General features: G+C 70.0%; 11 protein-coding genes. 7 read left to right on the top strand and 4 right to left on the bottom strand.

Annotated elements, in window-relative coordinates:
- Positions 1–3: 3 nt before the first annotated feature.
- The 3 genes from ABZ420_RS01480 to ABZ420_RS01470 all read right to left on the bottom strand — a co-directional run bounded on the left by ABZ420_RS01480 (position 4) and on the right by ABZ420_RS01470 (position 2,396).
- Entirely contained in the window at positions 4–684 is a 681-nt protein-coding gene (locus ABZ420_RS01480; RefSeq protein ID WP_357034079.1) for an amino acid ABC transporter permease, read from the bottom strand.
- A gap of 99 nt (positions 685–783) precedes the next feature.
- Positions 784–1,620, bottom strand: a complete 837-nt coding sequence (locus tag ABZ420_RS01475) for a glutamate ABC transporter substrate-binding protein (protein WP_357115984.1) — start codon at positions 1,618–1,620, stop codon at positions 784–786.
- Between the two features lie 47 nt (positions 1,621–1,667).
- Positions 1,668–2,396, bottom strand: coding sequence for an amino acid ABC transporter ATP-binding protein (locus ABZ420_RS01470; RefSeq protein WP_357116451.1), 729 nt, complete (start codon positions 2,394–2,396; stop codon positions 1,668–1,670).
- 260 nt (positions 2,397–2,656) lie between these two features.
- Here ABZ420_RS01470 and miaB point away from each other — a divergent pair, with 260 nt between their 5' ends.
- A complete protein-coding gene (gene miaB / locus ABZ420_RS01465) occupies positions 2,657–4,204 on the top strand; it encodes a tRNA (N6-isopentenyl adenosine(37)-C2)-methylthiotransferase MiaB (RefSeq protein ID WP_357115982.1) in 1,548 nt (515 codons plus the stop codon).
- Complete coding sequence (locus tag ABZ420_RS01460; RefSeq protein ID WP_357115980.1) at positions 4,201–4,911, top strand: hypothetical protein; 711 nt, start codon at positions 4,201–4,203, stop codon at positions 4,909–4,911. The genes miaB and ABZ420_RS01460 overlap by 4 nt, the downstream gene beginning before the upstream one ends.
- A gap of 63 nt (positions 4,912–4,974) precedes the next feature.
- On the opposite strand, the gene ABZ420_RS01455 is transcribed toward ABZ420_RS01460, so the two are convergent.
- A complete protein-coding gene (locus tag ABZ420_RS01455) occupies positions 4,975–6,351 on the bottom strand; it encodes a DUF349 domain-containing protein (protein WP_357115978.1) in 1,377 nt (458 codons plus the stop codon).
- 241 nt (positions 6,352–6,592) lie between these two features.
- Between ABZ420_RS01455 and ABZ420_RS01450 the strand changes: the two genes are divergently transcribed.
- From ABZ420_RS01450 to hflX, 5 genes are all read left to right on the top strand, one after another.
- Complete coding sequence (locus tag ABZ420_RS01450) at positions 6,593–7,375, top strand: hypothetical protein (RefSeq protein ID WP_357115976.1); 783 nt, start codon at positions 6,593–6,595, stop codon at positions 7,373–7,375.
- A complete protein-coding gene (gene miaA / locus ABZ420_RS01445; protein ID WP_357115974.1) occupies positions 7,372–8,304 on the top strand; it encodes a tRNA (adenosine(37)-N6)-dimethylallyltransferase MiaA in 933 nt (310 codons plus the stop codon). The genes ABZ420_RS01450 and miaA overlap by 4 nt, the downstream gene beginning before the upstream one ends.
- Positions 8,301–9,137, top strand: coding sequence for a TrmH family RNA methyltransferase (locus ABZ420_RS01440; protein ID WP_357115972.1), 837 nt, complete (start codon positions 8,301–8,303; stop codon positions 9,135–9,137). The genes miaA and ABZ420_RS01440 overlap by 4 nt, the downstream gene beginning before the upstream one ends.
- Positions 9,138–9,170: 33 nt before the next feature.
- The gene (gene dapF, locus ABZ420_RS01435; protein ID WP_357116449.1) at positions 9,171–10,052 is read left to right on the top strand and encodes a diaminopimelate epimerase; all 882 of its coding nucleotides are present in this window, start codon (positions 9,171–9,173) and stop codon (positions 10,050–10,052) included.
- A 189-nt stretch (positions 10,053–10,241) separates the two neighbouring features.
- Positions 10,242–11,669 carry a GTPase HflX gene (hflX, locus tag ABZ420_RS01430; protein WP_357116448.1) on the top strand — a complete coding sequence of 476 codons (1,428 nt, stop codon included), beginning with the start codon at positions 10,242–10,244 and terminating at the stop codon, positions 11,667–11,669.
- Positions 11,670–11,969: the final 300 nt, after the last annotated feature.

Below are 11,969 nucleotides of genomic sequence, written 5' to 3'. Positions count from 1 at the left end.
CGCTCATCGAGCCACCTCGTACTTCTTGGCCAGCCAGCCGAAGAACAGGCCGGTCGGCAGGGTCAGGATCACGAAGCCGAGCGCGAAGATCGCGCCGATCGCCAGGACCGCGGCTTCGGTCTCGGTCATCTCCGCCATCAGGGTCGCCGCTTCGGCGACACCGATGGCCGAGGCGATGGTGGAGTTCTTGGTCAGCGCGATCAGGACGCTGCCCAGCGGGGCGATGACCGAACGGAATGCCTGCGGCAGCACGACCAGCCGCAGGTTCTGCAGGAAGCCGAGGCCGAGCGAGCGCCCCGCCTCGGACTGACCCATCGGTACGGTGTTGATGCCCGCACGAAGCGACTCGCAGACGAAGGCGGCGGTGTAGATGCTCAAGCCGACGACTGCGAAGCGGAAGTTGTTCCGCGCCAGAGAGTCCGGCCCCTCACCTGCGAGGCGCCAGCCCATCGTCGTGTAGAGACCCAGCGACATGAACACGATGATCAGCGTGAGCGGGGTGTTGCGGAAGATGGTGACGTAGGCCGTGCCGACCCAGCGGGCGACGGGCACGGGAGACACGCGCAAGCCCGCGACGACAGTGCCCAGGATCAGCGCGCCGACCGCGGAGAGCACGGTCAGTTGGATTGTCACCCAGAAAGCTTCGAGGATTTGGTCGTCATACCTCGAGATCAGGTCGAACACGGCGGACGCGTCCCTCCGATCAGGTCTCGATGGTCAGGGAAGTGCGGTGGGTGGCCCGCGCCGGGCCGGGGCCGGGCCACTCGTCCGTACGCGGGGAGGTCAGTACCGATTCACGGTCGGCGGCTGCGGGGCCTGGTAGCCGGACGCGCCGACGGTCGAATCGAAGGCCTTCTTCCAGGAGCCGTCGGCGATCATCGCCTCGATGGCGTCGTTGATCTTGTCCCGCAGTTCCTTGTCGCCCTTCTTCAACCCGATGCCGTAGTTCTCCGTGGTGAACGGCTTGCCGACCACCTTGAACGCGCCGCTGCTCTGCGCGGCGTAACCGGCCAGGATGATGTCGTCGGTGGTCACCGCGTCCCAGGAGCCGGCGCGCAGGCCCTCGAGGCAGAGCGAGTAGGTGTCGTTCGTCTGCAGCTGGGTGTCGGGGAAGTTCTTCTCGATGTTCTGGGCCGGCGTGGAGCCCTTCACCGAGCAGATCTTCTTGCCCTTGAGGTTGTCCGGGCCGTTGATGTCGGCGTTGTCGGCCCGCACCAGCAGCGATTGCCCGGCGATGTAGTACGGGCCGGCGAAGTCGACCTTGTCCTTGCGCTTGTCGTTGATCGAGTAGGTGGCGACGATGTAGTCGACCTGCCCGTTCTCGATCAGCGTCTCACGCTGCGGCGACGGCGCCTCCTTGAACGTGATCTGGTCCGGTTGCACGCCCAGTTTCCCTGCGACGTACTTCGCCACCTCGATATCGAAGCCGCTGTAGGACCCGTCCTTGTTCCGCAGGCCCAGACCAGGCTGATCGAACTTGATGCCGATGGTGAGTTTGCCGTCCTTGGCGTTGTCCAGGGCGGACTTGTCGTCGCCCCCGCCGCACGCGGTGGCTGTCGCGGCGGCGAGTGTCAGGGCGATCGCTCCGACGCCGATGCGCAGAGCGCGATTGATCCTCATCGAGTTCCTTCTCCCTATCCGTGGGTGGCTGGCCGCTGTCCGGCAGATCAGTGGCTCAAAATCTTGCCCAGGAAGTCTTTGGCCCGCTCCGACTTCGGGGCGGTGAAGAACGCCTCCGGCGGCGCGTCCTCCACCACCTGGCCGTCGGCCATGAAAAGCACCCGGTTCCCGGCGCGACGCGCGAAGCCCATCTCATGGGTGACGACCAGCATCGTCATCCCCTCCTTGGCCAGCGACACCATCACCTCGAGCACTTCGTTGACCATCTCCGGGTCCAGCGCGGAGGTCGGCTCGTCGAACAGCATCACCTTCGGGTTCATCGCCAGCGCCCTGGCGATGGCGACGCGTTGCTGCTGCCCGCCGGACAGCTGTGCGGGGTACTTGTCGGCCTGATCGGCGATGCCGACCCGGTCGAGCAGTTGCATCGCGCGGGCGCGGGCGTCGTCCTTCTTCACCTTGCGGACCTTGACCGGCGCGAGCATGACGTTCTCGACGATCGTCTTGTGCGCGAACAGGTTGAACGACTGGAAGACCATGCCTACGTCGGCGCGCAGGGCGGCCAGCGCGCGGCCCTCGGCGGGCAGCGCGACACCATCGATGGCGATGTCCCCGGAGTCGATCGGTTCCAGCCGGTTGATGGTGCGGCACAGCGTCGATTTACCGGAGCCCGACGGGCCCAGAACGATGACGACCTGCCCTTTCGGGACCTCCAGGGTGATGTCCTTGAGTACGTGCAGGTCGCCGAAGTGCTTGTCCACATTGCGCATCAAGATCATCGGCGGCGCGCTGGTGGCGGCGCTGACGTCCCCGGCAGAGGCGTCCCCGGTCGTGCCGGGAGCGGCGGCGTCGTCGGTCATGGTCATGACCTTAGGCAAAAATCGGGGATTTGCCCGGCTTTCCGCGACACACCGTCTCGCCGCGCCGATTCGACATGTGCGCGTAACCTCACGGTCCCTCTTCGGCGTCGGCGGCAGACGCCCGGAGCCTGCGCCGATGCGCGCGAAAACCGCCGGAGGCCGCCCCGTACCCTGGATGGGTGGATTCGATCGGACAGGCACTGTCGGCTCCCCCCGAGGGCACAGCACGCAGTTACGAGGTCCGCACCTTCGGCTGCCAGATGAACGTGCACGATTCCGAACGCTTGTCGGGTTTGCTGGAGGACGCGGGATACGTGAAGGCCGCGCCCGGCGCGACGGCCGACCTCGTCGTCTTCAACACCTGCGCGGTGCGCGAGAACGCCGACAACAAGCTTTACGGCACGCTCGGTCACCTGGCGCCGACCAAGGCGAGCCGTCCCGGCATGCAGATCGCCGTCGGCGGCTGCCTGGCGCAGAAGGATCGCGACGTCGTGGTGCGCAAGGCGCCGTGGGTGGACGTGGTCTTCGGCACCCACAACATCGGTTCGCTGCCGGTGCTGCTGGAGCGGGCCCGGCACAACCGGGAAGCCCAGGTGGAGATCCTGGAGTCGCTGGAGGCGTTCCCGTCCTCGCTGCCCGCCAAGCGCGAATCCGCGTACGCGGGCTGGGTTTCCATCTCGGTCGGCTGCAACAACACCTGCACCTTCTGCATCGTGCCCGCCCTGCGCGGCAAGGAGGTCGACCGCCGCCCCGGTGACGTGCTCGCCGAGGTGCAGGCGCTGGTGGACCAAGGCGTGCTCGAGGTGACGCTGCTCGGCCAGAACGTGAACTCCTACGGTGCGTCGTTCGCCGACCCGAGCGAGCCGCGCGACCGCGGCGCGTTCGCCAAGTTACTGCGCGCGTGCGGGCACATCGACGGCCTGGAGCGGGTCCGCTTCACCTCGCCGCACCCGGCCGAGTTCACCGACGACGTGATCGAGGCCATGGCCGAGACCCCCAACATCTGCCCGCAGCTGCACATGCCGCTGCAGTCCGGCTCGGATCGGGTGCTCAAGGCGATGCGCCGCTCCTACCGCAAGGCCCGCTACCTCGGGATCATCGACAAGGTCCGCGCCGCGATGCCGCACGCCGCGATCACCACCGACATCATCGTGGGCTTCCCCGGCGAGACCGAAGAGGATTTCCAGGAGACCCTCGATGTCGTGCGGCAGGCGCGTTTCACCAGCGCCTACACCTTCCAGTACTCCAAGCGGCCCGGTACACCCGCCGCGGACATGCCCGACCAGGTGCCCAAGGCCGTCGTGCAGGAGCGCTACGACCGCCTCATCGCGCTGCAGGAGGAGATCTCCTTGGCCGCCAACCGGGAACTGATCGGCACCGAGGTGGAGTTGCTCGTGGCCGAGGGCGCGGGCAAGAAGAACGCCGCGACCGCGCGCATGAGCGGCCGCGCCCGCGACGGCAGGCTGGTGCACTTCCGGCCGGGCGGCACCGCCGAGCCGATTCGCCCCGGCGACCTGGTCACGATCGACATCACCGCCGCGGCGCCGCACCACCTCGTCGCCGATGCCGCGATCAAGACGCACCGCCGCACCAGCGCCGGTGACGCGCACGAACGCGGTGTCACGCCGAAGACCGCGCCGATCGGCGTGGGGCTCGGGCTGCCCCGCATCGGCGCGCCCACCCCGGAACCCGCGGCCGCGGGCTGCTCGACCGGCTGCGGCGCATGACCACCGGCCCGGACGACGACGCCACCCGCGATGGCGACGGGGCGGTTCCCCCGTCCGGTGACGACGCGTCCGCGCCGCGGCACCGGCCCGGCGGCCGCGACGCAGACAAACGAAACGAGGACTCAGTGAGCTCGGTCGAGAGCACCGGTGATTTCGAACAGTTCCGCGACGATCTCGACGCCGTCGAGCGCAAGATCGCCGGTGAGATCGATCCCGGCATCCGCGCCATGGTCGTGGCGGGTGCGGTGTTCCTGCTGCTGGCCTCACTGGTCCTGTCGCACGCGGGCGCCGCGCGCGGCTTCGACGTGCTGTTGAACACCGACGCCGCGCGGGCCGAGCACATCGGGCTTCCCTCGCGGGTCTTCGTCTGGTTCCTCGTGGTCTTCGGCATCGGGTTCTCGATGCTGGCGCTGATGACCCGCCGCTGGGTACTGGCCTGGATCGCCGTCGCGGGCAGCGCCGTGGCAAGCGTGTTCGGCGTGCTCTCGATCTGGCACCGCCAGACCCCCGGCGTGGGCAACTACATCGGCGCGGGCCCCGGCATCGGGCTGATCCTGGGCGCGATCGTAACCGTCGTGCTCACCTTCCACTGGGTCCGCGTGGTGTGGAGCCGCACCACGCTGCACCTGGCCGCCGAGGAGCAGCGCCGCAACGCCGCCGCGGCCGCGGAGGAACGCGACCGGCGTCGCCTCATGGGCGACTCCTGACCTGATCGCGCACACGAGCGGCCCTTCCCGATGGGAAGGGCCGCAATCGTCGATCGAGCGAACTCAGCGGTTGCTGACGGCGCCTTCGGCGGCCTCGGCCCACTCCCGCCACTGCTTGGCCTGCTCCAGCGCCTTCTCCGCGTCGCGCGCGTTGCCCGCGGCCTGCGCTTTCGCCGCCTGCTCCTCGAACTGCGCCACGCGCTCGCGGAACTGTGCGGCGCGGGCCATCGCCTCGGGGTCGGTGCGCCGCCACTGCGCGTCCACGGCGTCGCGCACGCGCTTCTCGATCGCCCGCAGCTTGCCTTCCAGTTCCTGCATGCGCTCGCGCGGAACCTTGCCGATGGCGTCCCACTTCTCCTGAAGTTCGCGCAGCGCGCTGCGGGCCACTTCCAGATCGGCGGACGGATCGATAAAGGCGTAGGCGCTCAGCAGTTCCTCTTTGGCGGTCGCGTTCTGTTCGAACTCGGCGTCGCGCTCGGAGACGGCGGCGTTGCGGGCGGCGAAGAAGACATCCTGCGCGCTCTTGAAGCGCCGCCACAGCGCCTCGTCGGCCTCGCGTGGCGCGCGCCCGGCGGCCTTCCACTCGGCGAGCAGATCGCGGAAGACGCCCGCGGTGGCCACCCATTCGGTGGAGCCGGACAGCTCCTCGGCCTGCACGCACAGTTCTTCCTTGCGTGACTTCGCGGCGGCGCGTTCGCGATCCAGTTCGGCGAAGTGCGCGCCGCGGCGGCGGTTGAACGCCTCACGGGCCTTGGAGTAGCGCTTCCACAACGCGTCGTCCACCTTGCGGTCCACGCCCCGGATGGACTTCCACTCGTCGAGGATCTCGCGCAGCCGATCGCCCGCGGCCTTCCACTGGGTGGACTCGGCCGCGATCTTCTCCGCCTCGGCGGCCAGCGCCTCCTTGCGCTCGGTGTGCTCGTGCCGGGCGCGCTCCTTCTCTTCCTTGGCGTGCGCGGCGGCTTCTTCGGAGTGCTCGGCGATGGCCTGCAAGCGCCGGCCCAGCCCCTCGATGTCCCCGATCACCGAGGCGGTCGGCAGCGACTCGGCCAGCGCCACGGCGGCGGCCTTGGTCTTGCGCGCGTCCGCGCCCGCGGCCAGCCGCGCCTCCAGCAGGGCGACCTCGGTGGCCAGGTCGTCGAACCGGCGGCCGAAGTGGGCCAGACCCTCCGTGGCGTCACCGGCCTGCCACGAGCCGACCTGGCGTTCGCCCTCGGGGGTCTTCACCCAGGCGGTGCCGTCCTCGTCGACCCGGCCCCACAGGCTCGGATCGGAGACGGTGGGGACCACGACGGGATGGGGATGCTGCTGGGCGGGGCCCGGGGCGGGTTTGACCGCGTGCGGCTTGGGCGGTGGAATCGAGCGGCCCGGTTTCGGGGCACCGGAAGAACGGGGCATCTTGCCGGGGCCGGCTTTCGCGGTTCCGTTGCTGTCGGTCATGTTTCCTCGTCCCTGCCGCGCGTCACGGCTGCCTGGTTACGCCCTAGCTCATCCCATTCAACCCGGTCCGAGCCCTTGTGACCATCGACCCATGCCTTCCCGAGGAGGAATCCCGGGGATTTCCAACCCCTGATGACCTGGGTTGTAGCCCCTCGAACACTATCAATCCCGGCGGTATTTCCGGCAGAGACACTCGAAGCCGGGCGGTACCGGTGGTCCCGGCAACGACTACGGTTACGACGTGTTCTCCGTCGCCGCTCTCGTTCCGTCGCCACCCGTGCTGGTCCCCGAGCTGTGCGGCGGCGTGGCGGACGCGGTGGAAGCAGGCGATCCGGATCCGCGCGCGGTGCTGCGGTCCGTCGTGCTCGACGCCGTACATGCCTTCGCCGCCGTGACGCAGCGCTGGACGGTGCTCGGCGTCGGCGCAGGTGAGAGCACGTTCGGTCCGGAGACCGCGGGCACGTTCCGCGGATTCGGCGCGGACGTGCGCGTCGGGCTCTCCGGCGCGGCGGTCGCCGCGGCGCAGCGGGCCGATGGAGCGCAGCGCGCCGATGCCGGCCTGCCGTTGGCCGTGCTGATCGGGGGATGGCTACGTGGGCAGGTCGCCTCGAGCGCGACCGCCGAGGCGCGCATCGTCCCCGCGGACGCGGCGGCGGAGCACTGCTACGAGGCCGGGGCGAAACTGCGCGCCGATCTGGACGGCGATGCCGCGCCGCGCGGTGTGCTGGTCGTCGCGGACGGCGCCGCGACACTGTCCACCAAGGCGCCCGGTTACCTCGACGAACGGGCCCGGCCGGTGCAGGACCGGCTGGACCACGCGCTGAGCACGGGGGATCGCGCCGCGCTGCGGGCACTCGATCCCGGCCTGTGCGCCGAACTGAGCCTCTCGGGACGCGCCGCCTACCAGGTGCTGGCCGGGCTGTTCCTGGCCGACCCGCTGGTCGAGACGCGGTACTGCGATGCCCCTTTCGGGGTCGGTTACCACGTGAGCATCTGGCGGCCCGCGCAAGGCGAGGCGCCGTGACCGATTCCGGCATCACTCCGATCGCGGTCGTCGGTCCCACCGCCTCCGGCAAATCCGATCTCGCCCTCGATCTGGCCGAACGGCTCGGCGGCGAGATCGTGAACATCGACGCCATGCAGCTCTACCGCGGCATGGACATCGGCACCGCGAAGCTACCGTTCGCGCAGCGCCGGGGCATTCCGCATCACCAGCTCGACGTGCTCGACGTGACGGATACCGCGTCGGTGGCCGCCTATCAGGCGGCGGCAAGCGCGGACGTCGTCGCGATCATGGAGCGCGGCCGGGTGCCCGTCATCGTGGGCGGTTCGATGATGTACGTCCAGGCGCTGCTGGACGAGTGGGAGTTCCCGGCCACCGATCCGGCCGTCCGGGCGCGCTGGGAGGCGATGCTCGCCGAGCGGGGTGTCGGGGCCGTGCACGCGGCGCTGCGCGAGGCCGATCCGGTGGCCGCGGCCACCATCCTGCCCACCGACGGCCGCCGCATGGTGCGGGCGCTCGAGGTCGTCGAACTCACCGGACGGCCGTTCGCCGCCTCGGCGCCGACCATCGGGCCGCCGCGGTGGGGCACCGTCATCATCGGTGTGGACCGGGAGACCGCGGCCTTGGACGAGCGCATCGAGCGGCGCACCGCGGCGATGTTCGAGGGCGGACTGGTCGACGAGGTGCGCGGCCTCATCGAGCACGGCCTGCGCGAGGGCGTCACGGCGCGGCGCGCCATCGGCTATGCACAAGTCCTGGCCTATCTGGACAACGAATACGACCTGAACCACGCTCAGGAACGCACCCTGATCGGTACCCGGCGCTACGTGCGCAGGCAACGCTCCTGGTTCCGGCGCGATCCTCGGGTGCGGTGGGTGGACGGCGCCGCGCCGGAACCGGCCGCGAGGGCGCTGGCCCTGCTCGAAGAGAAAGAACGGACTCCGCAGTGACCCGACGTGTGAGCACGCGCAACGCCTCCGTCCAGGTGTGGCAGGCGTATCTCAACAACCGCACCAAGCGTCATCGCGACGGTCGTTTCCTCGTGCAGGGGGTGCGTCCGATCACGCAGGCCGTGGCCAACGACTGGCCGCTGGAGACGTTGTTGTACCGCCTCGGCGGCCCGGAGCTGTCCGGCTGGGCGCGCGAAGTGCTGGACACCAGCAGCGTGCCGCAGGTCGGCCTGGTGCCCGAGCTGATGGCCGAACTCGGCGAGAAGTCCGGAGGGATACCGGAACTCGTGGCGGTCGCGGAGTCGCGACTGCCCGAGCTGGAGACCTTCGAGCCGGGTGAGCCCGGGGAGGACGCGCCGGTGGTCGTGGTGTTCGACCGGCCCAACTCGCCGGGCAATCTCGGCACCCTGATCCGCTCGGCCGACGCGTTCGGGGCCTGCGGCGTCATCGTCACCGGGCACGGCGCCGACCAGTACGACCCGCAGGCCGTACGGGCCTCGACCGGTTCGCTGTTCGCCGTGCCGGTGATCCGCGCCGCCGGGCCCCCGCAGGTGCTGGAGTTCCGCAACCGGCAGGTGCGCCGCGGCATTCCGACCCGCATCGTGGGGACCGACGAGCACGCCCCGCACGCCGCCTACGACTACGACTTCACCGACGCGACCATCCTGGTCGTCGGCAACGAGACCAGCGGGATGAGCGCCGCCTGGCAAGCGGCCTGCGACGACATGGTGTACATCCCGATGGGCGGCACGGCCAGCTCGCTGGGGGCGCCCTCGGCGGCCGCGGTGGCGCTCTACGAAATTTCCCGGCAGCGCCGGACGTTTGCCAAGTGACGACGAGATAGGGAGACATCGCCCGTGCCGGATATCGAGTTCACCAAGGGCCATGGCACCCAGAACGATTTCGTGGTGCTGCCGGACCAGGAGGCCGACCTGGCGCTGACGGCCGCGCGGGTCGGCGCGCTCTGCGATCGCCGCCGCGGCCTCGGCGCGGACGGCGTGCTGCGGGTCGCGCGCGCCGGTGCGCTGCTGGCCGCCGGGGTACTCACGGAGATCCCGGAAGGCATCGGCGCCGACGACTGGTTCATGGACTACCGCAACGCCGACGGTTCGATCGCCGAGATGTGCGGCAACGGCGTGCGCGTGTTCGCGCACTACCTGAACGTGTCGGGACTGGAGACCCGCGACAGTTTCGTCGTCGGCAGCCGCGCAGGCGCGCGCCCGGTGACGGTGCATGCCGGGAACTCGGTCATCGGCGACGTCACCGTCGGGATGGGGCCGGTGCGCGAACTCGGCGCGTCCACCGCGACCCTCGCGGGCTGGGCGCTGCCCGGCATCGGCATCGACGTCGGTAATCCGCATCTGGCCTGTGTCGATCCGGGGATGTCGGCGGACGCGCTCGGGAAGCTCGACCTGACCGTGGCGCCCGGCTTCGATCCGGACCTCTTCCCGCACGGGGTCAACGTCGAGATCGTCACCGCGCTGGACGCCGATGGTTCGGTCGACATGCGGGTCTACGAGCGCGGTGTGGGCGAAACCCGTTCCTGCGGAACGGGAACCGTCGCCGCGGCCGCAGCGGCGCTGGCCGCCGACGGCTTCCGGATCGCCGCGGACACCGGCCGGGTGACGGTCCGGGTGCCCGGCGGTGAGCTGACCGTCGGGCTGGAGCGCGGCTCGGCGTGGCTGCGCGGGCCGTCGGTTCTGGTGGCCGCGGGCCGCCTCGCCGGATCGTGGTGGGACGGGCTGTGAGCGCCGCCCTTCGATAACCGCGTGCGTGCTGCGGTGATGTCGTGGCAGCATGGATGGTGTATGAGGAAATCAGAGACGTATGAATTCACTCCGGCGGACGCGAACGATCGCGCTGCCGAGGCGCCCGACGACGCCGTGACCGGCGACGACGCGGTGACCGGCGACGTGGTCGCCGAACACGCCGCGCGGATGCAGCGGTCCGGCTGGTCGGCCGATCCCACCGTGGGCGAGCTGCAACTGGAAGACCGCAGCTCGCTGCGGCGTGTGGCGGGCCTGTCCACCGAGCTGGCCGACATCACCGAGGTCGAGTACCGGCAGCTGCGCCTGGAGCGCGTCGTGCTGGTCGGTGTCTGGACCGCGGGTACCGCCGCGCAGGCCGAGGCGAGCATGGCCGAGCTGGCGGCGCTCGCCGAGACCGCGGGCTCCGAGGTGCTCGAAGCGCTGATCCAGCGCCGCGACCGGCCGGATCCGGCCACCTACATCGGCTCCGGCAAGGCCGAGGAGTTGCGTTCGGTCGTACTGGAGACCGGCGCGGACACCGTCATCTGCGACGGCGAACTCACTCCGGCGCAGCTGACCGCCCTGGAGAAGGTGGTCAAGGTCAAGGTGGTCGACCGGACCGCGTTGATCCTGGACATCTTCGCCCAGCACGCCACCTCCCGAGAGGGCAAGGCGCAGGTCTCGCTGGCACAGATGGAGTACATGCTGCCCAGGCTGCGCGGTTGGGGCGAGTCGATGTCCCGTCAGGCCGGTGGCCGCGCGGGCAGCAACGGCGGCGTGGGTCTGCGTGGTCCCGGTGAGACCAAGATCGAAACCGACCGTCGTCGCATCCGCGAGCGCATGGCCAAGCTGCGCCGGGAGATCCGGGAGATGAAGACCGCGCGCGACACCATGCGGGCGCGCCGCAACTCCAGCGGCATCCCGTCCGTCGCGATCGTCGGCTACACCAACGCAGGCAAGTCGAGCCTGATGAACAAGCTCACCGGCGCGGGCCTGCTGGTCCAGGACGCGCTGTTCGCCACCCTCGACCCGACCACCCGCCGGGCGGAGTTGGACGACGGGCGCGAGGTCGTCTTCACCGACACCGTCGGCTTCGTGCGGCATCTGCCCACGCAACTGGTCGAGGCGTTCCGTTCCACCTTGGAGGAGGTGACCGGTGCCGATCTGCTGCTGCACGTGGTGGACGGTTCCGACGCACTGCCCGCCGAGCAGATCAAGGCCGTCCGCGAGGTGATCACGGACGTGATCAAGGAATCCGGCACGCCCGCCCCGCCGGAATTGCTGGTGGTGAACAAGACCGACGCGATGGGGCCGACCGAGCTCACCAACCTGCGCGCGCTGCTGCCGGACGCGTCGTTCGTGTCCGCGCACACCGGGCGTGGCATCGACGCGCTGCGCGAGCGGCTCGCCGAAATGCTCGGCGGGCTGGACGTGGAGATCAGCGTGCTGCTGCCGTACACGCGCGGCGACCTGCTCGCCCGCATCCACGCCGACGGCCGGATCTTCGACTCCCACCATGAGGAGGGCGGAACCCGCGTTCACGCGCGCGTCCCGCACGCCCTGGCGGCCGCCCTGTCGGAGTACGCGCACGCGGGCACGGGGGAGTCCGGCGAGTAAGCCACTCCGTGCGAGGACTCGGCCCAGCGGCGGCGGTGGGCGCCGCCGCTGGTCGCCCGTGCCTCGTCACGTGTGCACAGTCAGCCCGGGGCGCTCCGGCCGCGGTTGTGCGGCTGCCATATGGCTTCCGTGCGGTGAGTGAGCCTCGGTATGGGCGTCTCGGCGGGCGATGACTTGCCAGTTCGCGACGGGCTTGCCGGGACGGATGAATGAGCTGGTCGCTCGACCAAATGAGCGTGTCGCGATATGACGCGCACATCCGGTGCGACGCAGTCGATTTCGTTGCGCTATCGTCATCGA

Origin of the sequence: Nocardia sp. NPDC005745, from assembly GCF_040630775.1 — a bacterium.
GTDB lineage: Bacteria > Actinomycetota > Actinomycetes > Mycobacteriales > Mycobacteriaceae > Nocardia.
The sequence above is the reverse complement of the archived record's forward strand: the minus strand, read 5'-3'. Positions and strand labels throughout refer to the sequence as shown.

Bases quoted from the DNA above. Each gene is read 5' to 3' on its own strand.
- ABZ420_RS01460 (WP_357115980.1), top strand. From the start codon at position 4,201: ATGACCACCGGCCCGGACGACGACGCCACCCGCGATGGCGACGGGGCG.
- ABZ420_RS01475 (WP_357115984.1), bottom strand. From the start codon at position 1,620: ATGAGGATCAATCGCGCTCTGCGCATCGGCGTCGGAGCGATCGCCCTG.
- ABZ420_RS01455 (WP_357115978.1), bottom strand. From the start codon at position 6,351: ATGACCGACAGCAACGGAACCGCGAAAGCCGGCCCCGGCAAGATGCCC.
- hflX (WP_357116448.1), top strand. From the start codon at position 10,242: ATGCAGCGGTCCGGCTGGTCGGCCGATCCCACCGTGGGCGAGCTGCAA.
- ABZ420_RS01470 (WP_357116451.1), bottom strand. From the start codon at position 2,396: ATGATCTTGATGCGCAATGTGGACAAGCACTTCGGCGACCTGCACGTA.